This is a genomic window from Microcoleus sp. M2_D5, assembly GCF_036701935.1.
Classification (GTDB): Bacteria; Cyanobacteriota; Cyanobacteriia; order Cyanobacteriales; family Microcoleaceae; genus Microcoleus.
Genome location: NZ_JAUBRP010000049.1, coordinates 1 through 25,843 on the forward strand (window position 1 = coordinate 1; position 25,843 = coordinate 25,843).

The window sequence follows — 25,843 nt, forward strand, 5'->3', positions numbered from 1 at the left end:
GATTTTAGATTTTAGATTTTAGAATTGACTTGCGCGAGATAAATGCTCTTTCTTGAGGATTTTCGATTTTCGATTTGCGATTGATTCCACGGATAAATATCGATTTTAGATTTGAGATTTTAGAATTGACTTGCGCGAGATAAATGCTCTTTGTTGAGGATTTTAGATTTTCGATTTGGGATAGATTCCACGGATAAATTACGTGGCGGGTACCACCTTTGAAATTCGTGGTCAGCAATTAGCTAATCAATCAGAGAAAAAATAACGCGCTGGTGACGCACCTTACTAAGCTTGAGGATAACGTTGTGCTAAGAAAGAGATAGCAGCAGCCCGATCGCCCAAATCGCCATCCAATTTCGCAGCCAACAAATCATCCAACATTCGTTTAAACCCAGGCCCCGGCTTATAACCCAAAGCCTTCAAATCATTGCCATTTAAAGGCGGCTCAACATTCGCCCATTTGGTGAGATATTCCCAAATTTGGCGGCGTACACTTCGCGCACTTTGCAGCGCGATCGCAATTAATACCGGCAATTCATAATTCCTCAACAGCAACACCAATTGACTCGGCAACTCGCACTTAGGCAAATTCTCTGCTAACTGCTTCTTTCCGGCTTCCAAAACTTCCAACCGCTTAATACTGTCAGCGGGTAACTGAAGATTTGCAGCCACCTTGCCACGATATTCCGGTGCTAAATAAGCTATCAAAAGTTCCAGCCGCATCTGCCAATCGGGAATATTGATAATTGGGAATTGGGAATTGGGAATTGAGAATTGGGAATTGTCTCTTCCTTTTTCCCTCTTCCCTCTTCCTTCTTCCCTCTTCCTTCTTCCTTCTTCCTTTTTCCCTCTTCCCTCCTCCTCCTTCTTCCTTCTATCCTTTACATCCGTTACATCCGTTACAGAATCCGTTGCCGAACCTTCCTTCTTCCTTCCTTGCAAACACCGATCGAGCAAACGCAGTTGCCGCCACAACTGGCGATCCAACTCCAAACTAGGATGAATGCAGCGCAAAGCCTGCAAATCTCCCAGCATATGCAAAGCAACTTTCCAGTAAGGAGCTTGCAAAATGTATTTCAATTCGCTTTTGAGCCGAGTTTCCAAAGCCGGAGCTCGGCCGTTTTCTCCTTGAATTCGGTAATAAATCCCGCTGGCCAAAGCGTGGCGGATGTATCCTTCCGTCTGCGGCTCAATTTCAAATCCCAACCGCACAGCAAACCGCACAGCGCGATAAATTCGCGTCGGATCTTCGATAAAACTGTTGGCGTGCAAAACTCGAATTTGCTTCGATTCCAAATCCAGCAAACCGCAAAAAAAATCCAACAATTCGCCGCTGCGAGGAACACCCAACCGCACAGCCAGCGCATTAATTGTAAAATCCCTGCGGTACAAATCTTGGCGAATTGAACTCGCTTCAACTTCAGGATTTGCAGCCGGATAAGGATAAAATTCAGTGCGAGCCGTAGCGATATCCACCCACAGCGAGCCGAAAGCAGAATCTTTGTGCCACAACAGCGCGGCTGTTTGAAATTGACCGTGAACGTCCAAACGCGATTCGGGGTAAAGTTTTTGCAGCGATGAAGCTAACTCGACACCGGCACCGGAATCGTCGGAACCGCACTTTCCATCCACAACCAAATCGATATCTGTTAGCGCCAGTGTATCATTCGGAGCTAACTCACCTCTGGCACTATTTTCAGCAACAGGCAAGATGCCTGTTCCACAAGAGTTGAATGCGGTTGTGGGGAGTAGGGGTTGGGCATCTTGCCCGCCCTTTGTATCATTCATAGCTAACAGTAAATCCCGCACGGCGCCGCCGACAATATAAAGTTGCCAGCCACGCTTGGCGGCAATATTGGCGGCGATCGACAATAATTGCCACAATTCGGGACTGATGCGCGATCGCAACAATTGCTCAACCGATTCGGGCACAGCACAATAAGACAATTCTGCATTGCTTCCCCTGTCTCGCGCTTTTTGCTGGTGCAATTCCCGCAACACATCAGTCCGGGTAACAATTCCCACCAGTTGACCGTTTTCCAATACTGGCAAGCGCCCGATATCGTATGTCACCATTAAAGATTCAATTTCCGGCAGCAAAGTATCCGGGGCGATCGTTTTTAGCTGCCAAGTCATGTAACCCTTCACCGGGGCGTGACTGAAACCGTGGTGCAGAGCAATGTCTATGTCGCGGCGCGAGATAATGCCGGCGAGCCGATCGCCCGCATCGACCACACAAAGCCCCGAATGTCCGTAACGTAGGAGGATACGGTGAGCTTCCCCCACCGATGTTTCCGGGCGAATACTCCGCACTGGAGACGACATTAATTCGCGCGCTGTCGGAGGGTGGGGAATTTGAGCTTTGAGTTCGTCAGCTAACTGATTTAAAGTCAGCAGGGGGTCAACATCGCGGGTGGCGAGGGAAGCGGCGCGGGCGTGGCCTCCGCCGCCGAAGGGTTTGAACAATTCGGTGAGGTTTGTTCCTTCAATGCGCGATCTGCCGATAATAGTTAATCGATTGGAAACTGGCGATTCGGGAGCGATGTTGCGGTTGTTTTCGTTTTCGCCAAAGTTATAAACATTACCTAAAAGCAGAGCATCGGTTTCAGTCAAATCGAGCAAGCGAGAAGCCAGCGAAGACAGTCCCGGAACGTAGGATTCAGTAGACAGCAGCACCCAGGCTACGCTGTAACCGTGCAAAGTTTCCGATCGCAAATTATTCAGGGCTTCTCTCAGCAAATCTTGCAATTGAGGAGACAAACCGGGTTCTACATATTCAGCGATTACTCCCAAACTCGCTCCCTGTTCCATCAACCACGCCAAAGCTATGGCATCTCGCGCAGTTGCGCCCTCAAAGGTGAGCGAACCTGTATCGACGTGGATGCCGAGGGCCATTACTGTTGCTTCCGAAGGCAGAAGGCGGAATGGTGTGTCGCTCTTTTCTGCTTGATTTTTGAGCTTTTCGACAATTAATGTTGTGCTGGCTCCGACTGCTTCGATCTGCGTAACAGTAGCGGGGATGTCTGAATGCGCCTGTAGGTGGTGGTCGAAAATAGCAATTTCGCTCACTTGTGGCAAATCAAGCCACTCGGCTGCTTTTCCCAAACGATCGCGCCCGGAGGCGTCAACTACAGTAATCGATCGAATTTGTTGCGGATTGACCGATCGGCGTTCAATCAGCGGGTACTCGTCGCGGTGTAGCGCCAAAAAATCCCGCACCGTCGGGTGACACCCGCCAGTTAGTACGATCCTGCTACCGGGGCGCAGCACGCAAAGTCCCACCGCCGCCCCCAAGGCGTCAAAATCTGCTGTTGTGTGGCACAAAACTAAGTCCATAGCCGAAAATCCCGCATCTCTAACTCAAACAGTAGCAATTTCTCGCCCTCTGAAACCGGATGTGCCGATCGGGCTTTAACTTAACCTTTCCAGTTTTCTGTCGTGTAGCGAACAATGATAAAATTGATCGAAATCTCAAGAGTTGGACTTGCACAGCCAAAAAGTTTACTAAAATTAGTCATACTTAACTTGAATGGTTAACATTCGGGGCGGTATGATTACATCAGTGCCAAAAACAAAGGCTTAATTATCTGGGATAGTAAACCGAGCGTGCAAGTCAAAACTGATCAGCCTATTACAAGGTCGAACGGGAGTCCGCGTTTCGTTAAATTGGTTGAAAGTATTGGATGACTCATGGCTAAAAGCTTCAACTAAAATTAACTCAATTAGGGCGTTGCTCCGCCCGAATTAACGCCTGCGGACAAGTTGCGAGCCGACTCCCTTGGGTGAAACAGAAAGCAGACCCTTCAGGAGAAATCCTGATTGAATGGTGAGACTTAAATAAGTTTAGCTTTCGTTTTGTGTAGCAGCCGCTGACGCCTGTTCGCGCAACGCCCGAATTGGCACGGGTTCTTTCGTATCAATCAACCGACAATTGCTCGATCGACGATCGGGAAACTGTCAAAAACTAGAATTTGGAAGATTTTTTCCGGTTCTGGGAAGCTATTTCTGCTCAACGCACGGTTATATCGAAAGGAGAAAAGATGTTATCAATTTTGTTTCAAGTGGTTTTACTGGGTCTGGTACTGCTGTCTTTTGTGATGGTCGTTGGCGTCCCGGTTGCTTATGCCTCTCCCCAAAACTGGAATCAGTCTAAATCCCTGATTTATGTCGGATCGGGTCTGTGGTTTTTGCTGGTTATTGCAGTGGGTGTATTGAACTTTTTAGTCGTTTAATTTCACCCAAGTCTATCGAATAAAGAAGGTAAAAGATAGAAGGATGAAGGCATTCACCAGCGATTGAAAGGCATTCGGCAGAAGCTAGGCATTTTCCAGACCGCGCGACTCTGTATGTTTTTGCACTTGAGATTCAGATGAGATGCTGCTTTCTGACTTTTGCCTTCTCACAAACAAAAATCTAAAACCTAAAAGCTAAAATCTAAACTAGAGCACTATGACTGTTTTCGAGGGAACTTTTACTCACACCGAATCTTTGCGATTTGCTATTGTCATCGGTCGTTTTAACGATTTGGTGGTTAACAAACTTTTGGAGGGATGTCAAGATTGTTTGAAACGCCACGGGGTTGATATTAATCCTCATGGCTCTCAGGTGGACTTTTTTTGGGTACCGGGAAGTTTTGAGATTCCTTTGGTGGCGCGCCAAGCTGCTCTTTCTCAGCGCTACGATGCGGTAATTTGTCTGGGTGCGGTAATTCGGGGCCAAACTCCTCATTTCGATTTTGTGGCTGGTGAGGTTGCTAAGGGAATTGCTGCGGCTGCTTTTCAGACAGGGGTGCCGGTGATTTTTGGGGTGGTGACGACTGACACGATGCAGCAAGCTTTGGAAAGGGCTGGAATTAAAAGCAATTTGGGCTGGAATTATGCGATGAGTGCTTTGGAAATGGGTACTTTGATGCGGCAAGTTAAGGGCGTGGGAACACACTCTTACGATCGTCGATTATCTACAGGATCGGCTGCTCAAGTGCTTTCGGGTGAAGCAAATCTGTCGCTCGCCCCGGATGTATCGTCGGATCAAATCCCCTCGTAAGTTGAACTAACCGTATTTTTAAGCTCAAAAAACATCAAGATTTGCATCGAGAAAAATCTTAAGACTCTTGTGGGGTGGTGATTATGCCCGCCCCCAAGGTAAAAATTCCACTCTGGGCCATTGGTAACAAGTGAAGCTAAGAAAGCATTTGTCAATCAGCAATTATGCTCAACATTTACTAGGATTTTGGGCCCAAAACTGAGATTGGGGCGATCGAGCGATCGTGCCGAGGGTAATATTTATACCTGCTCCCTCTCAAATCGTGAATTTTCCACTCCTAAACAAGCTGTTTTTTTGAGTAATATTACTGATTGACAAATGCAATTAAGTTTTAACTTGTCACCAATGAACCGGAAATGATATTAGACCAATATCTTGCCAATGGGAAATGGCCACTTTGATGCGTCAAGTTCATGCTTGGGACGGAAATTCTGACGCTTCATTACCTGAGTCTGCTGCTGTTCAAGTGCTGTCGGGCGAAGCAAATCTGGCTGTAGCCCCGGATCTATCGTCAGATAGAATACTGTAATTTCTACAAGGCATATTTTGCCAAAAATAGCCACAGTTCCAAATTCAGAATTTGAATTGTGGCAGCATTTGATTCACTTTTTGTTCTGCAACACATCTACCTTTCAAAGACCGATATCCTCCTAAACTGTTGAATAATGTGGAATATCTAGATTATCGTCTATTCCCAAAGAGGTATTATGGGATTTTTGTGTTGAATAAGGTTGAATCAATATCAAAAATTCGTTATCTTAACTTAGGTGTAAGTATTGAGGTTCTCTAAACTCGCTCCTTGCAGGGATTTCAGTATAAATGCTGTAGTAGGATAAGTATTTAACCTCTTCTTAATCAACAGCCCTGAAAACAGCTTTATAGATTAATTGTTCAGATAATATTGAATGACAATATTATCAAGCGGATGCCTAGAAAGCTTTTCTGCTAGGGTATTCAGCGTTTTTGCCGTGACCTGAATACTTACAGTTACTTATTAACGAAAGTGCAAAAATCTTATGGGTGACATTCAAGCTACCTTTACATCTACCGATCGAGCTTTTCAGATTGAGGGGTACGAAAAAATAGATTTCAGCTTGCTCTACGTAGATGGTGCTTTTAAGCTGGAGAATCCTGAGATTGCAGATAGTTACCGCCAATTCGGTCGCTGTTTAATGGTTGTAGATGAAACAGTCTACGGTCTGTACGGTTCACAGATGCAGGATTATTTCAAGCATCACGAGATAGATTTAACAGTCTTTCCAGTTAATATCAAGGAACCTGATAAGACGTTAAAAACCTTTGAAAGCATCATAGATGCCTTCGTTGATTTCGGACTCGTGCGGAAGGAGCCTGTTTTGGTAGTCGGTGGTGGATTGACGACTGACGTAGCTGGTTTTGCCTGCTCATCCTATCGCCGTCGGACTAACTACATTCGCGTCCCGACAACCTTAATTGGGCTGATTGATGCGAGTGTGGCTATCAAAGTAGCTGTGAACCACGGTAAGCTGAAAAACCGCCTCGGTGCTTACCACGCTTCGCAGAAAGTAATTTTAGATTTCTCCTTTCTAAAAACTCTGCCGATCGACCAAATACGAAACGGCATGGCAGAGTTAATTAAGATCGCCGTAGTAGGAAACACAGAAATTTTCGAGTTGTTGGAAAACTACGGCGAAGCATTGCTGCACAGCCATTTTGGGTATCTAGACGGCACATCTGAACTGCGCGAAGTGGCACATCGGTTAACCTACAACGCGATTCAGTCAATGCTGGCCCTAGAAGTACCAAACCTGCACGAGCTAGATTTGGATCGGGTGATTGCCTACGGTCACACCTGGAGTCCGACGCTGGAACTAACACCGGAAATTCCGATGTTCCACGGCCACAGTGTCGCCATCGATATGGCTTTTTCGGCCACCATTGCCCAACTGCGGGGCTACATTTCGATCGCCGACCGCGATCGCATCTTAGGATTAATGAGCCGCCTCGGACTAGCAATTGATAGCCCTTATCTGACATCAGAACTGCTCTGGAAAGCCACAACATCGATCAGTCGTACCCGCGACGGCCTTCAGCGCGCTGCGGCTCCCCGCCCCATTGGCGAATGCTTTTTCATGAACGATTTGACTCGAGGTGAGTTGGATAAAGCCTTACTGGTTCATCGAGAAATCTGTCAGGGCTATCCGCGCCGGGGCGATGGCGAGGATATGTATGTGGTATTGCAGAAAGTTGCAACTCTTTCCAAATCGGGGGTATGACCGTGAGACCCGTTACCCCAGTCGGGATTTTAGCGGCTAAACTCGAAAGTCTCGTCTCGCAAGTAGAAAAAATCGACGATCTCGATCGAGCTTTCCAGGTCGAATTACAACAAGCTTACGAACTAGCCAACGGTCTCGACCCGTACTTGAATCTTTGTACCACGCCGGAATCTCCCGCATTAGCCGCGTTAGTAAAGCGCACCCAATCAGAAGATTGGAGTAAGCGATTCTCTGACGGCGAGACAGTGCGCCAATTGGAACAGGAGATGCTTTCGGGCCACGTGGAAGGCCAAATGCTGAAATTTCTCGTCCATCTCACCAAAGCACAGCGCGTGCTGGAAATCGGGATGTTTACCGGGTACTCAGCACTAGCAATGGCCGAAGCACTGCCGGTGGATGGAGTGGTGGTAGCCTGCGAAGTAGACGCTTACGTCGCTGAATTTGCCCAGAAGTGTTTTCACGAATCTACTGCAGGCTACAAAATCTCAGTCAAGGTAGCACCGGCTCTAGAAACCATGAAACAATTGGCCCAAGACGGGGAAGTCTTCGATTTGGTGTTTATCGATGCTGATAAAGCTGGATACACAGATTATCTCGATTTACTGCTCACCACTGGGCTGTTGGCTCCCAATGGCTTGATCTGTGCCGATAACACTTTGATGCAGGGACAGCCCTACTTGTCAGGTACTGCCACTGCTAACGGGGCTGCGATCGCCAAATTCAACCAGGCTCTAGTTGACGATCCGCGCGTAGAGCAAGTGTTAGTGCCGCTCAGAGATGGATTGACTTTAATTCGGCGCGTTTAGTAGAACAAAACTGACGCCTCAAAACCTTCACAACCGGGTTTTTTGCCCTATTTGGCGGGCTGTAACAAAGTCCGATGTCAAAAAACCCGGTTTTTAACCACCCGTGCGTAATATCAAATCCGCGCTCGCTCGGCATGATTCATCTCTCTCTTCTGGAGTGCGCGTGCTTCGCTTCAACAGCGGTTTAATCATTCAAAAACCACCGCTAATTAGAGCATTTACTTAGTAAAAAATTATGATCGAAACAGTTTCAACGGCAGCGATGCCATCTGAACAGGAAACAAACGCGGCTTCTAGGGGCTTCCAGACAGTCAAAACCATAGCAACATTAGTTTTGCTGCTATTGGTACTGCCCCTGAATCTCGCTTTAACTGCGATCGCCCTACTGAGATCCCTCATCCTCAAACCGTTTCAGTCAAGAACGATCGCGGAATCTCCCCAAACGATTTTGGTCGGCGGCGGCAAAAGAACCAAAGCATTACAGCTAGCGAGATCCTTCCATAAAGCCGGTCATCGGGTAATTTTGGTAGAAACCCACAAATACTGGCTGACAGGTCATCGCTACTCTTGGGCAGTCGATCGCTTTTACACAGTACCAAATCCCCAGGAAGATGAATACGCTCACGCACTCTTAAAAATTGTCCAACAAGAGAAAGTTGATGTTTTCGTTCCCGTCAGCAGTGCAGGCGGCAGTTACTACGATGCCAAAGCCAAAAGCGTACTTTCTCCTCACTGTACGGTAATGCAGCTAGATGTCGAAACTCTGCAACGTTTGGATGATAAATATGAGTTGGCAAAAGCCGCCGAAGCGTTGGGGCTGCGAGTTCCGAAGTCCTACCGCATTACTAACCCCCAGCAAGTAATCGATTTTGATTTTAGTGATGCACAGCGTCCATATATTCTCAAAAGTATTCCCTACGATTCTATTCGCAGGTTAGACCTGACGAAGTTACCCTGCCAAACCCCAGCAGAAACAGCCGCTTTTGTGAAATCTTTACCAATTTCCGAGAGTAAACCTTGGATTATGCAAGAGTATATTCCCGGACAAGAATACTGCACTCACAGTACAGTTCGCGACGGTCATCTTCAGTTGCACTGTTGTTGCAAATCGTCGGCGTTTCAGATAAATTACGAGCATATCGATCGCCCGGATATTGAAAATTGGATTCGTCTTTTTGCCAAGAGTCTCAATCTGACAGGACAAGTTTCCTTTGATTTCATGGAGGCGGCGGATGATGGAGAGATTTACGCGATCGAATGCAACCCGCGCACCCATTCAGCCATCACGGTGTTTCACGACCATCCCGATGTGGCAAAAGCTTATTTGGAACCCGACCCTTTACCGCAGACAGTGCAGCCTTTGGCATCCAGTCGCCCGACTTACTGGATTTACCATGAAATTTGGCGGTTGGTGACTCATTTGCGATCGCCAAAGCTAGTTTATGAGCGGTTACAAATAATCGCCCAAGGCAAAGATGCCATCTTCGAGTGGGACGATCCGCTGCCGTTTTTGATGGTGCATCATTGGCACATTCCCTTGTTGTTATGGGCAGATTTAAAGAAGACGAACGAGTGGATTCGGATTGATTTTAATATTGGCGAACTTGTGGAAATAGGGGGAGAGTGAGTATGTCAGTATTACGGGTTTTGCATTTAGCCGGATCGGCAGTTAGCGATTTTTACTGCGATCGATCGGGGTTAATGAGTCGCCTCGGACTAGCGATTGATAGCCCTTATATCACATCAGATAGGCTCTAGTTGACGATCCGCGCGTAGAGCAAGTGTTACTGCCGCCCAGAGATGGATTCACTTTAATTAGGCGCGTTTAGCTGAAACAGCAGAAGCCCCGCGCTCTACCTGTACAAGGAGTGAGCGACGGGATGAATGCGCGTGAGCCGCCGATTGCACCCGCGCACAAGGCGCTCTCGTCACAGCCAGCGGGAGATGCGCGGGTGTATGAGAAGGCGAACAAAATCCCTTCATTGGTCTGTGTATCTGTATTATCATATGTCTGCCGTTTGTGATAAAAGCATGGTGTTAAAAGCAGTCAAAGTCAGAATCTATCCTACCCAAGAACAGCAGAGTCATTTGGCAGGGGCTTTTGGCTGTGTTCGATGGGTGTGGAATCAATCTCTGGCTACCATGTCCCAAACCTATAAGGAGACTGGGAAAGGTATATCGGCTTTGACGATGAAGAAACAGATTCCAGTATGGAAGACCGAGCATGAATGGCTCAAAGAGTGTTATTCGCAATGCCTCCAGTCCTCTGTACTTAATCTGTCCCAAGCTTTTATCAATTTCTTTGATGGCCGAACAGGATATCCGACCTTCAAGAAACGTCAAGGTAGACAATCAATGCAGTACCCTCAGAACGTTAAAGTTCTGAGCGATACTGAGATTAAATTCCCTGGTAATCTTGGAGTGGTTGAGGCTAAAATTCATCGCGCTCTTGTTGGTAAATTAAGGACTGTGACGGTATCTAGAATGCCTGATGGTCGTTATTACGCCTCGCTACTGATGGATGATGGTATTGAAAACCCAGTCGCTAAGGGCGATGGTAGAGCCATTGATATTGACCTCGGTTTACTTGACTTTGTAGTTACATCTGATGGATCGAAATACCAGAACCCTCGACATTTGAAGAAGCACGAACGTAACCTAAAACGCAAACAGCGTAAGTTATCCAGGAAAAAGGATCAAACTACCAACAGACGACGAAAGGCTAAACTAGCTGTAGCCAAAGTCCACGCAAAAATAGCTAGAGTCCGGGTCGATTTCCGACACAAACTATCCCGTAAGATAGTTAACGAAAACCAAGTGATTGTGGTCGAGAATCTGGAAGTAAAGAACATGGTCAAAAATCACAATCTAGCTAAGTCTATCAGTGATTCTGGCTGGGGAATGTTCTGCACCATGCTTAAATATAAGGCAGAAGCAGAAGGCAAGGTCTATCTAGAAGTAGGTCGATTTTTTCCATCATCTCACCTGTGTTCTAACACTTTACTGTCGCTGCCAAAAATGGATCTATCGGTGCGTGAATTGGACTGTGCCCACTGTGGCAATCGACACGACAGAGACATTAACGCGGCAATCAATATTAAAAATGAAGGCTTACGGTTATTGACGTTGGGAACCAGCGTTACTGCCAAGGGAGGCAATGTAAGACCAAAGCGATATGGGCAAAAATCCACTGTCGCCGAGGCTGTTGCCCTTGAACTTGGAAGCCCACACTCTACCCGCTTCGGGTGAGTGTTGGGTCGTTCACAGCGTGTTCTCTTGCCCCGGAGATTCCCTTAATCAGGCGGGCTAGGAGCGGTCAAAGTCCTCATGCGGATTTAGCCGGATCAGATCGGTGCAACCGGATGCGATATAATTCATCTGCGTTAATCAGTGTTTATCTGCCTGTATCTGCGGTTTAAAAAAGAGAATTTTGCAACCGCAGATGACAATGGATGGACGCTGATTCACGCAGATGAACACAAGAAAGATATGAATAATTCCGAGGCTAACAGATTTGATATTACGTTTAATTAGAGTGTCTACTTACTAGAAAATTATGATCGAAACAGTTTCTGTGGCAGCGATGCCATCTGAACAGCAAACAAGCGCGGCTTCTAGGCGCTTCCAGACAGCAGTGAAAACCATAGCAACATTAGTTTTGCTGCTATTGGTACTGCCCCTGAATCTCGCTTTAACTGCGCTCGCCCTACTGAGATCCATCATCATCAAACCGTTTCAGTCAAGAACGATCGCGGAATCTCCCCAAACGATTTTGATCGGCGGCGGCAAGATGACCAAAGCATTACAGCTAGCGAGATCCTTCCATAAGGCCGGTCATCGGGTAATTTTGGTTGAAACCCACGAATACAGGCTGATTGGTAATCGATTCTCTTGGGCAGTCGATCGCTTTTACACAGTACCAAATCTCCAGGCAGAGGAATACCCTCAAGCACTCTTAAAAATTGTCCAAAAAGAGGGAGTTAATGTTTACGTTCCCGTCAGCAGCCCAGAGGGCAGTTACTACGATGCTAAAGCCAAAAAGGTACTTTCTCCTCACTGTACGGTAATGCACGTAGATTTTGAAACTCTGCAACGTTTGGATGATAAGTATGAGTTGGCCACCGCCGCCGAAGCGTTGGGGCTGCGAGTTCCGAAGTCCTACCGCATTACTAATCCCCAACAAGTAATCGATTTTGATTTTAGTGACGCACAGCGTCCATATATTATCAAAAGTATTCCCTACGATTGTGTCCACAGGTTTGATCTCACTAAGTTACCCTGCGCGACCCCAGCAGAAACAGCCGCTTTTGTCAACTCATTACCAATTTCCGAGAGTAAACCTTGGATTATGCAAGAGTATATTCCAGGGCAAGAATACTGCACTCACAGTACCGTCCGTAACGGTCATCTTCAGTTGCACTGTTGCTGCAAATCGTCGGCGTTTCAACTGAATTACCAGAATGTCGATCGCCCGGATATCGAAAATTGGATTCGTCATTTTGCTAAGAGTCTCAATCTGACAGGACAAGTTTCTTTTGATTTCATTGAAGCGGCGGATGATGGAGAGATTTACGCGATCGAATGCAACCCGCGCACCCATACAGCCATCACGATGTTTTACAACCATCCCGATGTGGCAAAAGCTTATTTGGAACCTAACCCTTTACCGCAGACAGTGCAGCCTTTGGCATCTAGTCGCCCGACTTACTGGATTTACCAGGAAATTTGGCGGTTGGTGACTCATTTGCGATCGCCAAAGCTAGTTTATGAGCGGTTACAAATTATCGCCCAAGGCAAAGATGCCATCTTCGAGTGGGACGATCCGATACCGTTTTTGATGGTGCATCATTGGCAAATTCCCTTGTTGTTATGGGAAAATTTGCGTCACCCAAAAGAGTGGATTAAAATTTATTTTCATAGTGGAATAATTCTGTAAATAGGGAAAAATTGACTATGTCAGTATTACGGGTTTTGCATTTAGTCGGCTCGGCAGTTAGCGATTTTTACTGTTATATATCGCGGGTTTATGCAGAAGATTGTCTGAAAAATGCTGCTACTTCAGCACTTTATGAAAGTCATATTGCCTATGTTTCTACCGATGGCAAATGGTATTTTCCCACCTCTCTCGATCCGAGTGCGATCGCGGCCGCTAATCCCATGTCTCTAGCGGGCGCAGTACAGGTGCTGGCAGATATGCAGATAGACGTGATGGTGCCCCAGATGTATTGTCTCCCCGGCATGACTCAATACCGAGCCTTGTTCGAGCTGCTGAATATTCCTTACCTGGGTAATACCTCTGAGGTGATGGCCCTGACTGCTGACAAGGCGAAGACTAGGGTAGTAGTAGCGGCCGCTGGGGTAAGTGTGCCGCAGGGAGAAGTTCTCCGCGCGGGCGATCGACCTTCTATTGATTTCCCGGTGGTGATCAAGCCAGTGAATGCGGATAATTCTCTGGGAGTTACCTTAGTTAAAACTGCTGCTGACTATGATGCGGCTTTGGAGACAGCATTGAGTCATTCAGAGGAAGTGCTAGTAGAAAAATTCATTGAAGTGGGTAGAGAAGTTCGCTGTGGGATTATTGTCGAAGCTGGCGAGCTAGTCTGCTTGCCGCTGGAAGAGTATGTTCTCGATCGTGATACGAAGCCGATTCGGAATTATGATGAGAAATTTAAACCAAAGGACGATGGCAACTTGAGCTTGACTTCTAAGCAGAGTCCCAAGTCGTGGATAGTTGACACCAGCGATCCGATTACCGAGAGAGTTTGGGATCAGGCCAGAAAATGCCACATCGCTTTGGGCTGTCGTCACTACAGTTTATTTGATTTTCGCATCGACCCCGATGGACAACCTTGGTTCTTAGAAGCGGGGCTGTACTGTTCTTTTACTCCAAAAAGTGTGCTTGTAAATATGACCAAAGCATCAGGAGTTTCTGTGGATACTTTTTTTGACAGTATGTTGCAAAAGGCCTTGCAGAGATGACTCAGGCTGAGTTTGCGATCTGAGTAGCTAAAACATCACAAAATTTGTGAAATAATGATCGTATCAAGAACTTCTGTGGATACTTTTAGATTCAGTCGATCGGCGCGATCGGTATTTTGACATTGTGGGCACAATTTTATAGCAAACTTCACTTCCTATGTCAAGAATTTTCGGTATTTTACCGAAAAGACTTGTGCCATCTTTTAGCTTTCCGCATACTAATCACCAGACAGAGGAAACCACAACATGATCCAAACCATATCGAAAACAATCACGTTTGATGAGTTCGTTGCTTGGTATCCAGAGAACTCTGTCCATAAGTACGAACTACACAATGGAGTAATTGTTGAAATGCCTTTAGGAACCGGCGACCGTTCGGAAGTTACGGGTTTTATCTCCGGTGAAATCAATTTTGAAATCAGGCGACTGCAATTGCCTTACTCAATTCCAGGTGACTGCTTGCTCAAGCTTTCCCGTAACGACTCAGGCTACCAACCAGACGTAATAATTCTAGACAGAACCGCACTTGCAAGCGAACCACGCTGGAAAAAAGAATCCGTAATCACGATGGGCTCTTCAGTGCGACTGGCTGTAGAGGTTGTCAGTACGAACTGGCAAGATGATTACCTGGTTAAAGTAGCTGATTATGAAAGATTGGGTATCCCGGAATATTGGGTTGTGGATTATGCTGCTTTGGGTGGCAGACGCTTCATTGGCAATCCGAAACAACCTACTATCTCGGTTTACCAGTTGGTTGACGGGGAATATCAAATCAGCCAGTTTCGGGGAGATGAAACAGTTGAGTCGCTGGCGTTCCCAGAATTAAGCTTAACAGCCGAGCAGATTTTTCGAGCCGGCCTGCCTCTAACCGAGCCGAACTAGAGTGAATGTGGCGATCGATTATCAACAGCATATCAAATGGGGTACAAAACAACCCCAATTTTTTAACCAATCTGCGTTTTGTACAAAGTGGTGTTTTGTCGGGATGAAACTCTATCAGCTACAGTTTAATTTGTCAAGGATTACAGGCAACGTTGCCTGTAATCCTTGTGTCATATTCTAGCTTTCCGCATACTAATCACCAGACAGAGGAAACCGCAACATGATCCAAACCATATCGAAAACAATCACATTTGATGAGTTCGTTGCTTGGTATCCAGAGAACTCTGTCCATAAGTACGAACTACACAATGGAGTAATTGTTGAAATGCCTTTAGGAACCAGCCGCCATTCCCGCGTTATAGGTTTAACCAGGGACGAAATCATCGCAGAAATCAGGCGACTGAAATTGCCTTGCTTTATCCCCGGCCACTACCTGCTCAAACCCATCCGCAACGAGGCGGGCTACCTGCCAGACGTAGTTGTCCTAGACGAAGCAGCTCTCGCAAAAGAACCGCGCTGGGATAGGGAAACCATCATCACGATGGGTTCTTCGGTGCGGTTGGCTGTAGAGGTAGTCAGTACGAACTGGCGGGATGATTATTTTCTCAAAGCTTCCGACTATGAAGAAATGGGTATCCCCGAATACTGGATTGTCGATTATTTAGGTTTGGGCGGCCGCAAGTTTATCGGTAATCCCAAACAACCAACAATTTCGGTTTATCAGCTAGTAGATGAGGAGTATCAGGTCAAACAGTTTAGGGGAAACGAGAGGATTGAGTCGTTGGCTTTTCCCGAATTGAAATTAACGGCCGAACAGATTTTTCGGGCTGGCTTGCCGAACTAGCGAGTCGAAATTATGCAAAGGTCGATCCACACAAGCTTGCAATTTATCAAATTGTGTGATATCATGAAACGTTCTCTAAAATAGCGCAACACTAACTATTACTGCATGGCAACGAAGCCAACGATCGCATTTACCCACCTCGGCTGCGAAAAAAATCGCATCGATACCGAACACATGATCGGCTTGCTGGCTCAAGCGGGCTATCAAGTAGATTCTAATGAAGAATTAGCCGATTATGTTGTAGTCAATACTTGCAGTTTTATCCAAGCGGCGCGAGAAGAGTCAGTCCGCACCTTGGTAGAATTGGCAGAAGCTAATAAAAAAGTAGTCATCACCGGCTGCATGGCACAGCATTTTCAGCAGGAATTGCTGGACGAATTGCCGGAAGCAGTGGCAATTGTAGGCACGGGCGACTATCATAAAATCGTCAATGTTATGCAGCAGGTGGAAAAGGGCGATCGAGTTTCCCTCGTCTCTAGTGAACCTACTTACATCGCTGACGAAACTACTCCCCGCTACCGCACGACATCGGAAGGTGTGGCTTATCTGCGAATAGCAGAAGGCTGCGACTACCGCTGTGCATTTTGCATTATCCCGCACTTGCGCGGAAATCAAAGATCGCGGACGATCGAGTCTATCGTCGCCGAAGCTAAGCAATTAGCCTCCGAAGGGGTAAAGGAAATTATCTTAATTTCTCAAATTACCACCAATTACGGCAAAGATATTTATGGCGAACCGAAACTAGCCGAACTACTGCGCGCTTTGGGTGAAGTAGATGTACCTTGGATTAGGATGCACTATGCCTATCCTACAGGTTTGACTCCGCAAGTTGTCGCAGCAATCCGCGAAACGCCCAACGTTTTGCCGTATTTGGATTTACCCCTGCAACACTCGCACCCGGAAATTCTGCGGGCAATGAATCGGCCTTTTCAAGCTGGGATCAATGATGCTATAGTCGATCGGCTCAAGGCAGCACTTCCCGGCGCCGTGATGCGGACAACTTTTATTGTCGGCTTCCCCGGCGAAACCGACGAACACGCAGCACACTTGCTGGAATTTGTCAAGCGCCACGAATTCGATCACGTAGGAGTTTTTGTATTTTCGCCAGAAGAAGGAACCCCAGCCTTTAGCTTGCCCCAGCAAATACCTGCAGAAATAATGGAAATGCGGCGCAATTCGGTAATGGCGGCACAACAACCTATATCATTGAAGAAGAATCAAGAGTCTGTCGGTCAGGTAGTTGATGTCCTGATAGAACAAGAACAACCAGAGACAGGCGATTTGATTGGTAGATCCGCTCGGTTTTCCCCAGAAGTAGATGGACTGGTCTATGTGACAGGAGAAGCGCGACTGGGATCGATCGCCAGCGTGAAAATTACTGGTGCAGATGTCTACGACCTCTACGGTCAAGTCGATTTTAGATTTTAGATTTTAGATTTTAGATTGACTGCACAGACCGATCTGGGAGCTCGATCTTTTGTCTAAAATTGTGGGATCGACCCTCATGAGTTGACGTGGCACTGTATCCGGTGCTGGGCAGGGTCAAGTTTAAGTGTTGCTGGAACTGTCGCCTGAGACGGTGTGGCGAACAAAAACCGGACACCCGCCAAAAATGATTAGCGGATTGTGCAGCAAAAGTAACGGTTTGTACAATATTGTGCAAAGATAGGTAGCAAAGGGTTATAAACCTTTATTAGCCTCTGGCTGCAATCGACCCTCCCCGTCGGGGTGCGGTAATCTCTACAGAACATCGGAAAATTTTAACGAATTTAATGTTTTGTTTCTGAATGTAAAGAGTTATGATGATAACAAGCCAGAAATAAGCGGGGATAATTTGAGATTGCTTCGCCGTCCGCCCTACACCACAACGGTATCCCGAAAGAGTGTTGAGATGGATAGGCGGTAACGGTAGCCCAAAACGGAATACAAGCCTCCGGCTTAAGTCGTGGAGAGATAAAAATTTTAGAGGAAAGTTAAAGCTCTCTGATTCATCTGGGGAGTAAATCTAAAATCTAAAATCTAAAATCTAAAATCGACTGACGGTCGCCCCATCCCCTGCTCAATCCCGCAGGCGACGGATTGCGGGATAGCGCCTGAACCAAACAACCTGTTACTACATGAGTAGTGAAGTGGGGCTGGTCATGATCCTCACTATAAAATGCCTAAGAGGGAAAGCTTGCAAGTACCTCAAAGGAAGTCCAATGTCCTGTTTTAAGAATGTTGGAAGCCTATAACCCGACTCCTGGCGGTTGGTATCGGTGATGTCACAAAATCAAAGACGGCTGTCGAATTGGTAAATTTAGTCACCATCGACGGAGCTGCCCTATACTCGATTGCTATTTAAGAAGGTGCGCGCAGGCGCAGCACCATAAAGAACTCTTATGAGTTCCTGCCGCCGAGCAGAAATCCGCATCCGAGTTGGGCAACTTAGAAGGCTAAGACTCGTTATTAGGAGCATTAATGAATTTATTGTTTGAAGGCTTAGGTCTTTCGGAAGAACTCGTTCTCCATCTGGAAACACTAGGCTTTACAGAACCTACTCCCATCCAAGTACAAGCAATTCCGCACCTGTTAGCAGGTCGCGACGTTGTGGGTCAAGCCCAAACAGGGACAGGCAAAACGGCAGCATTCTCGTTGCCCATCTTGGAGCGGATTGATTTAGATGTGACTGCGGTGCAAGCACTGGTGCTGACGCCGACTCGCGAATTGGCGATGCAAGTAACTGAAGCCATTCGCGATTTGAGCGGCATCAGCAACGACGGCCCGGTAAAAGTGGGTCGCTCTCTGCAAGTTCTAACCGTGTACGGCGGTCAATCGATCGATCGTCAAATGCAGCGTTTGAAGCGCGGCGTGCACGTAGTTGTCGGTACACCCGGACGCATATTGGATATGCTCAGCCGCGGCAGCCTGAAACTAGACAAGGTACAATGGCTGGTTTTGGATGAAGCTGACGAAATGCTGAGCATGGGCTTTATTCAAGATGTGGAAAAAATCTTGGATGCTGCACCAAAAGAACGTCAAACGGCATTTTTCTCGGCGACGATGGAACCTTCCATTCGGAAATTGGTGGCGCGGCATCTGCGTAACCCCGTCAACGTCACCGTAGAACAGCCAAAAGCAACGCCAAAGCGCATCAGCCAAGGCGTGTACATGATTCCCCGTGGCTGGTCGAAGGCAAGAGCCCTACAGCCAATTTTAGAAATGGAAGACCCGGAATCTGCACTGATTTTTGTGCGGACTCGGCAGTCGGCTGCAGAACTCACCAGCCAACTGCAAGCAGCCGGTCACAGCGTTGACGAGTATCACGGTAATTTGAATCAGGCACAGCGGGAACGCTTGCTGCATCGGTTCCGCCAATGTCAGGTGCGCTGGGTAGTGGCGACTGATATTGCGGCGCGGGGTTTGGACGTGGATCACTTGACTCACGTGATTAACTACGATTTGCCCGACAGTGTGGAAAGCTACGTTCACCGGATCGGACGCACGGGCAGGGCCGGTCGCGAAGGAACGGCGATTACGCTGATTCAACCGGTCGATCGCCGCAAACTGCGCTTGATTGAACGCCACGTGCGATCGAGCTTGACGGTGCGAAACATTCCGACACGGGCGCAAATTGAAGCTCGTCAGTTGGAAAAGATGCAAGGTAAAGTTCGCGAAGCTTTGGCTGGCGAACGGATGGCATCTTTCTTGCCTCTGGTGTCTCAGTTATGCGAGGAGTACGACTCCCACGCGATCGCCGCTGCTGCTTTGCAAATGGCTTTCGATCAAAGCCGTCCTGCTTGGATGGGCGCGGATTACGCTCAACAAGAAGATCCCCCGATTGGTGGAGAAAACAGCGTCAAGCCTATCTTGATCAAAAAGCGGGCTAAGACTGGTGAGGCGACTTTTTCTGGAGCACCGAGTGCTCCTGTTCCCCAGAACCGCTAATTGGTAGGGTGCACAATGTGCACCTTATTTATAATTTTTGTAGAGATGCGATCGATCGCACCTCTACTTTTTTTTATGGGTAATATCAAATCCGTTGAGATCGGAATTATTCATCTCTCTCTTCTCTTCCTCTGTGCCCTCTGCGCTCTCTGCGGTTTAATTATTCCAAAACAACATAAGTCAATATGCAAGTTAGCGATCGGACAATTGCTGTAAATAATTCTACACTGATAACGTTAATTGATGAATTGGGTACTGAATGTTAAAATGCGATTGCTTTAATTGATCGGCTTCAGTTACCTGATTTGAGCGATCGACAAAAAGCTGAAATTCTAGCAGAGTTCCTTCCTCTCTGCAATCCATCTCAACGTTCACTGCGGAGAGGATTTTCAGACACTAATTGCTGAGGAAATGACAAAATTGTCGGATGATGATGAAGAGGATTAAGGAGACGCACGCGCGTACATGAGGAAAAAGCCCTCCAGTCAACTCACTGAAAGGCTAAAAATCTTCAGAAATAAGGAATAAAGTCCTTATTACAAACTTGTCAACCTGGACTTTTGCACTGTTGTTTAATATTTCAGTTTAGCTGCGTGCTCACAATAATCTTTTGCACGCGATCGCCCTTAATTTCCACAATCAAATTAGAAGCCTTTTGGTCATTGCTGTAAGTCAACCGAGTCACTCCACCCTGCACTGATTGCGACCCATAACCGTAAGTTTTAACTACTTTTTTGCTGTTATCTCCTAGCTTCACACCATCGATTGTCAGAAACTTGGGATTGGTAGTAGAAACTAAATAAACTTTGCCCTCCCATGCTGCTACCGTCAATCCTGAGTAGGTTAGCGTGCGAATCTTGCCGCCGATGCCAGGCCCAGCAGCTTTAGTTTCGTCGCGCTGCGGTTTTCCTAACTTGCGTTTTGCCTCTTCTACAGACATCCCCAAGCGAACGCCGCCAATTCCCAGGCGCGAATAGTTCAGCGCTGCCGGCTTTTGTGTCGCGCTGAGCATTCTTTCTAGAGTCGCCACAGTTTGATTCATAGCAGGAACAGGGCGAACTAAAGCAGCAAATCCTAAGCTCGAAATCGCGAGATTCATCATGATGCCAGCGACGGCTGTTGTCACAAACATTTTTACCATTTTTTTATAGCTTTATTTGGCAATGTATTCGCGCGATCGCCCGTTAGATCCGGATCTATACTAATAGGACTTAGACAAACATTCCTGGGCGCACGGCAATCCTCTGAAACCGAATTTTTTTACCAAAACTACACAATGAAACCCGGTTTTTACCATAAATCTTAGGTTTAACAGTGAGGTATTCAGCAAGAAACCAGGTTTCTAGCGCAACTTAGGTAAGTCCTGACTAATATTTTTTAAGCTTTGAAAACCGCCAATTTCGGGCGAACCGAATGTGCTCCCGCACAAGCTTGCGTCCGCCTGCTGGGACTGAAAGAAAGAATAAAGGAGGTAAATCAAGGGAAATTGCTGTGATATCCTAACAAAAGCCATATCTGCATAAAATAAGTAATTTAGATGACCGCAACAGATTCTACTAAGCACCAAAAATCCAAAGCCCTCAAACCGGGTAGCCGCCGCCCCGCTAAAGAACTGTGCAGCGAGTGCGGTTTGTGCGATACATATTACATCCATTATGTCAAGGAATCTTGTGCTTTCTTAACACAGCATATTGCAGAATTAGAAGCAGAGATTCACGGGCGATCGCGCAATCTCGATAATGCCGACGATTGGTATTTCGGAGTCAGTCAAAACATGATGGCGGCTCGCAAAAAAGAACCAATTGAGGGCGCTCAATGGACGGGGATCGTCAGCACAATCGCCATTGAGATGCTCGAAAAAGGAATTGTAGAAGGCGTTGTTTGCGTCCAAAATACCAAAGAAGACCGCTTTCAACCGATGCCGATAATTGCTAGAAATCGCGCAGAAATTCTGGCAGCAAAAGTCAACAAGCCCACTTTATCTCCCAACCTTTCAGTATTGGAACAAATAGAAAAATCTGGGATGAAGCGGCTGTTAGTAATTGGCGTCGGCTGTCAAATTCAAGCCTTGCGAACAGTCGAGAAAAAACTCGGTTTAGAAAAGCTCTACGTTTTGGGAACTCCCTGCGTGGATAATGTCAGCCGCGCAGGCTTGCAGAAATTCCTAGATACAACTAGCCGTTCTCCCGAAACAGTTGTATCTTATGAGTTTATGCAAGACTTTAACGTTCACTTCAAACACGAAGATGGTTCGGAAGAAAAAGTGCCGTTTTTCGGGCTGAATACTAAGGAATTGAAGGATGTTTTTGCTCCTTCTTGTTTGAGCTGTTTTGATTATGTGAATTCTTTAGCAGATTTAGTTGTGGGCTACATGGGCGCACCTTTTGGCTGGCAGTGGATTGTGGTGCGAAATGACACCGGGCAAGAGATGTTAGATTTGGTAACGGATCAGCTAAACACTCAGCCGGTGATGTCTAAGGGAAACCGAAAAGAAGCGGTTCAGCAAAGCATTCCGGCTTATGAAAAAGGAGTGACTTTGCCGATGTGGGCGGCGAAGTTAATGGGCGTGTTTATTGAGAGAATTGGGCCGAAGGGTTTGGAATATGCTCGGTTTTCGATTGATTCTCATTTCACTCGAAATTATCTGTACGTGAAGCGGAATTACCCGGAGAAATTGGAAGCTCATGTGCCGGAATATGCTAAGCGGATTGTGGGACAGTATAAGTTGCCTGAGTGAGGTGATTCAGGGAGTTTTTAATAGATGTTTTGCAGGGATATTATATTGCCCTCTGTCATTCAGTCCGGCAGGGGTTTAAACCCCTGCCTCAAAGCTTAAGTCCTTTGAAAAGGACTGAATCAATTATTGGTGGTGTTTGTGCAAGATGGCTTTAACTTTCAATTAGATATATAAGATTATGGCACTTATAGCTGCACAGAAATATATCAATTTACCAAGGGCGATCGCACTTACTGGTTGTGTGCTTCTAGCATTATCTGGAAATGGAGGGTCGGCGAAAGCAGCAGAAGTGCGATCGGGAAACACTAGACGAACATTTGCTGAATGGTGTCGCGAAAAAGATTCTTTGACTCCAGAAGCTAAACATACTGTTGATGTGCTGTTGAAGGAAGCAGGAACTACTGAGTGCGATGCGGCTAATCAGAAACTTTCGAGTCTCACCGCACTCTTCCTCTGGGGTAATCAAATCAGCGACATCAAACCTTTAGAATCTTTGAATAACTTGATTACACTCCACATTAGTAACAATCAAATCAGTGATATCAAACCGCTAGCATCTTTACCTAACCTGATTACACTCTCCGTCGGCAACAATCAAATTAGCGATATCAAACCGCTAGCATCCTTGACTAACCTAACTACTCTCCAACTCAACAACAATCAAATCAGCGACATCAAACCGCTGGCATCTTGGACTAACCTGACTTGGTTAGACATCAGCAACAATCAAATTATTGACATCAAACCGCTAGCATCCTTGACTAACCTGACTTGGTTAGACCTCAACAATAATAAAATCAGCGACATCAAACCATTGCTATCTTTGACTAAACTGGCTGCGATCGATCTCGAAAACAATCAAATCAATGACATCCAACCATTGCAATCCTTAACTAACCTGACTTGGTTACAACTCAGCGGAAATCCGATCGCCCCCAAAACTTGCCCTCTCAAACCAGAGTCTATCTGTAAGTGGGAAGCACAAGCTCAACCATAAAACTTTACAGTGACGAGCGATCGCACTTACAATATTTCAGTTACGAAGGATAAATTTGCTATTTATCAGAAAAACCCGATCGCCCTTATTGACTAAAAGCGATCGCACACCAACATCCTCCTACAAATCAGCAGCGTGCTGCTTCAATTCATCCAAAGAAACGTATTCCAAAGTCAGGGCGTGAGTCGCAGCCAAAACCACAGGCGGCGCACATCCAGCATCCATTGCTTCCTTCCAGCGAGAAGCGCACAAACACCAGCAATCCCCAGGCTTCAAACCGGGGAAATTAAATTCGGGAACCGGAGTGCTCAAATCATTTCCATTCGACTTAGTGAATTGCAAAAACTCTTCTGTCAGTTGAGCACAAACAGTGTGAACCCCAAAGTCGCCACCACCTGTATTGCATTTGCCGTCCCGATAATATCCTGTCATTGGCGAAGTGCAGCAAGTCTCTAACTTTCCGCCCAGTACATTTGTAGCTTCCGTCACCATCGCAACTCCTGAGTAAAACTCTTCGATCTAATTTTACACAACTCGTTGTTTATATATTTTTTTCCATCGCAAAGTTGATGAATTTTTGTCCTCTCCGTTCTACTTCTTGTTTTATAATCACCATAAATCCCTGGCTTTCAAAAAAAGGTCGCGCTGTAATGCTGGCTTCGGTAAATAACTTGTTAATTCCTAATTCTTGGGCTTTTGACTCAATTTGTTTTAAAATTAGCCTGCCGACTCCTTGCCTTTGAAAATGTTGATGACAGTAAAAGCGATCGATATGGCCGCTTGCTTCTAATTCCCCAAAACCTGCAATTTTCTCACCCTCTTCTGCTACGAAAGTAAATTTACTGCTTAAACTTTTAGTCCAACTTTCGATATCCATATCTGCTGGCGCCCAAGCATCTACTTGTGCTTGTGTGTAATCGCGGATGTTTACTTCGTGTACGGTGTCGTAAAAAAGTTTTACAATTTGTTGGGTATCACCGGTTTCGTAGGTTCGTACTCTCATAAATTATCTCACTGCGATCGCTTCTTTAATATTAATTTGGGATTTTTAACCGCTTCGGAACGCGGATGGATGTTGGCTTTTACCATTGTGTCTCATTTCTTGGAGGGCGATCGACCAAATTTTCTCTACCACGCCTTGACAAACTCTATTACTCTATGTTACAGAATTAGGACTGCGAATTAAATAACTTACAATTTTAATTGTTATTGTGGGATGGGCTCTTATAGCCCGTCATGAGTGGACGGGCGGGACGCCCATCCCACTTTCAAGAGTGGAAGTTATTTAATTCTCATTCCTTAGAAGCAAACCTCACTCGAATTAACACTACATTAATCCAGCAGCTTAACGAATAAGGCTTAAAACTTATGATAGAAATTGGGCCCGATCCAAACCGACCTTATCCTATGGCCGATCAGCGGCGCGTATGCTTCATCAAAAACTTTATTAAATCCCCCAACATTATCGTCGGCGATTACTCATATTACGACGATCCAATAGAACCAGAAAACTTTGAAAAAAATGTACTTTATAACTACGGAAACGACCGATTAATAATTGGCAAATTTTGTGCGGTCGCCACCAACGTCAAATTCATTATGAACGGTGCAAATCACAAACTAGACGGAATTTCAACTTATCCTTTTCCTGTTTTTGGAAATGGTTGGGAAACAGCCATGAATTTAGTAATGGAACTGCCAAGTAAAGGCGATACCTTCATTGGCAATGATGTTTGGATCGGCTATGAATCACTGATTATGCCCGGAGTCAAAATCGGCGACGGTGCAGTCATAGCCGCCAAATCCGTTGTAGTAAGAGACATTCCCCCTTACACCATTGTCGGTGGAAACCCCGCACATCCAATCAAACAGCGTTTTAGCGATGGTGAAGTTGCACAACTATTAGAAATTAGGTGGTGGGATTGGGAAATAGACAAGATTTCGCGCAATGTCAGTATAATTATGCAAAGCGATATTCAAGCACTTAGCAATGCTGAGTAAACTCTCAAATACAACGGTTTTTAATTAACCAAGTGGAGATTGGAAAATGTTAAAAATTGCCTACTTAATTTTCTGTATTCTAGGCACTGCTTTGCCCTACTCCCAGTTTGTCCCGTTTCTTTTAGAAGAAGGGTTGAATATTAACGCTTTCTTCAGTGAGTTGTTTGCCAATCAAATTTCCGGTTTTTTTGGCATGGATGTAATAGTGTCATCCCTGGTTTTTGGGACTTTTGTATTTAGCGAAGGTTCGCGTCTAAAAATGAAAAACTTGTGGATTTATATTGCCAGTAACTTACTGGTGGGTGTTTCCCTGGGTTTGCCTTTATTTCTCTTAATGCGGCAGCGCAAACTTGAAGAAACATCTTGAGAGTT

At 46.1% G+C, this 25,843-nt stretch carries 22 protein-coding genes; 18 read left to right on the forward strand and 4 right to left on the reverse strand.

What is annotated here, in order from left to right:
- Nucleotides 1-285: 285 nt before the first annotated feature.
- The gene (locus QUA50_RS19595) at nt 286-3,336 is read right to left on the reverse strand and encodes a CBS domain-containing protein (RefSeq protein WP_333266003.1); all 3,051 of its coding nucleotides are present in this window, start codon (nt 3,334-3,336) and stop codon (nt 286-288) included.
- A 704-nt stretch (nt 3,337-4,040) separates the two neighbouring features.
- On the opposite strand from QUA50_RS19595, the gene psbZ reads away from it, so the two are divergent.
- From psbZ to QUA50_RS19665, 14 genes are all read left to right on the forward strand, one after another.
- On the forward strand, nt 4,041-4,232 hold the full coding sequence (gene psbZ, locus QUA50_RS19600) for a photosystem II reaction center protein PsbZ (protein ID WP_190735314.1): 192 nt from the start codon (nt 4,041-4,043) through the stop codon (nt 4,230-4,232).
- 217 nt (nt 4,233-4,449) lie between these two features.
- Nucleotides 4,450-5,043 carry a 6,7-dimethyl-8-ribityllumazine synthase gene (ribH, locus tag QUA50_RS19605; protein WP_333266005.1) on the forward strand — a complete coding sequence of 198 codons (594 nt, stop codon included), beginning with the start codon at nt 4,450-4,452 and terminating at the stop codon, nt 5,041-5,043.
- Between the two features lie 388 nt (nt 5,044-5,431).
- Nucleotides 5,432-5,572, forward strand: a complete 141-nt coding sequence (locus QUA50_RS19610; RefSeq protein WP_333299484.1) for a hypothetical protein — start codon at nt 5,432-5,434, stop codon at nt 5,570-5,572.
- 487 nt (nt 5,573-6,059) lie between these two features.
- Nucleotides 6,060-7,298, forward strand: a complete 1,239-nt coding sequence (locus tag QUA50_RS19615) for a sedoheptulose 7-phosphate cyclase (protein ID WP_333266008.1) — start codon at nt 6,060-6,062, stop codon at nt 7,296-7,298.
- Nucleotides 7,295-8,104 carry a class I SAM-dependent methyltransferase gene (locus QUA50_RS19620; protein WP_333266009.1) on the forward strand — a complete coding sequence of 270 codons (810 nt, stop codon included), beginning with the start codon at nt 7,295-7,297 and terminating at the stop codon, nt 8,102-8,104. The genes QUA50_RS19615 and QUA50_RS19620 overlap by 4 nt, the downstream gene beginning before the upstream one ends.
- A gap of 235 nt (nt 8,105-8,339) precedes the next feature.
- Complete coding sequence (locus tag QUA50_RS19625) at nt 8,340-9,731, forward strand: ATP-grasp domain-containing protein (protein ID WP_333266011.1); 1,392 nt, start codon at nt 8,340-8,342, stop codon at nt 9,729-9,731.
- A 2-nt stretch (nt 9,732-9,733) separates the two neighbouring features.
- Entirely contained in the window at nt 9,734-9,862 is a 129-nt protein-coding gene (locus tag QUA50_RS19630) for a hypothetical protein (protein ID WP_333266013.1), read from the forward strand.
- 276 nt (nt 9,863-10,138) lie between these two features.
- Complete coding sequence (locus QUA50_RS19635) at nt 10,139-11,353, forward strand: RNA-guided endonuclease InsQ/TnpB family protein (protein ID WP_445243177.1); 1,215 nt, start codon at nt 10,139-10,141, stop codon at nt 11,351-11,353.
- Between the two features lie 307 nt (nt 11,354-11,660).
- Nucleotides 11,661-13,040, forward strand: coding sequence for an ATP-grasp domain-containing protein (locus tag QUA50_RS19640; RefSeq protein ID WP_333266016.1), 1,380 nt, complete (start codon nt 11,661-11,663; stop codon nt 13,038-13,040).
- A gap of 17 nt (nt 13,041-13,057) precedes the next feature.
- On the forward strand, nt 13,058-14,083 hold the full coding sequence (locus QUA50_RS19645) for an ATP-binding protein (protein WP_333266018.1): 1,026 nt from the start codon (nt 13,058-13,060) through the stop codon (nt 14,081-14,083).
- Nucleotides 14,084-14,329: 246 nt separating this feature from the next.
- Nucleotides 14,330-14,965: a Uma2 family endonuclease gene (locus QUA50_RS19650; protein ID WP_333266020.1), complete on the forward strand. Its 636-nt coding sequence runs from the start codon at nt 14,330-14,332 to the stop codon at nt 14,963-14,965.
- Nucleotides 14,966-15,185: 220 nt separating this feature from the next.
- Entirely contained in the window at nt 15,186-15,809 is a 624-nt protein-coding gene (locus tag QUA50_RS19655; protein WP_333266022.1) for a Uma2 family endonuclease, read from the forward strand.
- A 105-nt stretch (nt 15,810-15,914) separates the two neighbouring features.
- Nucleotides 15,915-17,237, forward strand: coding sequence for a 30S ribosomal protein S12 methylthiotransferase RimO (gene rimO / locus QUA50_RS19660; protein WP_333266024.1), 1,323 nt, complete (start codon nt 15,915-15,917; stop codon nt 17,235-17,237).
- 1,032 nt (nt 17,238-18,269) lie between these two features.
- Nucleotides 18,270-19,736, forward strand: a complete 1,467-nt coding sequence (locus QUA50_RS19665) for a DEAD/DEAH box helicase (protein WP_333266026.1) — start codon at nt 18,270-18,272, stop codon at nt 19,734-19,736.
- Nucleotides 19,737-20,316: 580 nt separating this feature from the next.
- On the opposite strand, the gene QUA50_RS19670 is transcribed toward QUA50_RS19665, so the two are convergent.
- Entirely contained in the window at nt 20,317-20,877 is a 561-nt protein-coding gene (locus QUA50_RS19670; RefSeq protein WP_333298841.1) for a hypothetical protein, read from the reverse strand.
- Between the two features lie 396 nt (nt 20,878-21,273).
- On the opposite strand from QUA50_RS19670, the gene QUA50_RS19675 reads away from it, so the two are divergent.
- Together QUA50_RS19675 and QUA50_RS19680 are read left to right on the forward strand one after the other, a co-directional pair.
- A complete protein-coding gene (locus QUA50_RS19675) occupies nt 21,274-22,473 on the forward strand; it encodes a Coenzyme F420 hydrogenase/dehydrogenase, beta subunit C-terminal domain (RefSeq protein ID WP_333266030.1) in 1,200 nt (399 codons plus the stop codon).
- A gap of 178 nt (nt 22,474-22,651) precedes the next feature.
- A complete protein-coding gene (locus tag QUA50_RS19680) occupies nt 22,652-23,470 on the forward strand; it encodes a leucine-rich repeat domain-containing protein (RefSeq protein ID WP_333266032.1) in 819 nt (272 codons plus the stop codon).
- A 120-nt stretch (nt 23,471-23,590) separates the two neighbouring features.
- Here QUA50_RS19680 and QUA50_RS19685 read toward each other — a convergent pair whose 3' ends face one another.
- Both QUA50_RS19685 and QUA50_RS19690 read right to left on the reverse strand, forming a co-directional pair.
- Entirely contained in the window at nt 23,591-23,962 is a 372-nt protein-coding gene (locus QUA50_RS19685; protein WP_333266034.1) for a DUF2237 domain-containing protein, read from the reverse strand.
- Between the two features lie 49 nt (nt 23,963-24,011).
- Nucleotides 24,012-24,473 carry a GNAT family N-acetyltransferase gene (locus QUA50_RS19690; RefSeq protein ID WP_333266036.1) on the reverse strand — a complete coding sequence of 154 codons (462 nt, stop codon included), beginning with the start codon at nt 24,471-24,473 and terminating at the stop codon, nt 24,012-24,014.
- Between the two features lie 365 nt (nt 24,474-24,838).
- Here QUA50_RS19690 and QUA50_RS19695 point away from each other — a divergent pair, with 365 nt between their 5' ends.
- Nucleotides 24,839-25,471, forward strand: coding sequence for a Vat family streptogramin A O-acetyltransferase (locus QUA50_RS19695; RefSeq protein ID WP_333266038.1), 633 nt, complete (start codon nt 24,839-24,841; stop codon nt 25,469-25,471).
- Between the two features lie 46 nt (nt 25,472-25,517).
- Complete coding sequence (locus QUA50_RS19700) at nt 25,518-25,838, forward strand: DUF2834 domain-containing protein (protein WP_333266040.1); 321 nt, start codon at nt 25,518-25,520, stop codon at nt 25,836-25,838.
- Nucleotides 25,839-25,843 lie beyond the last annotated feature (5 nt).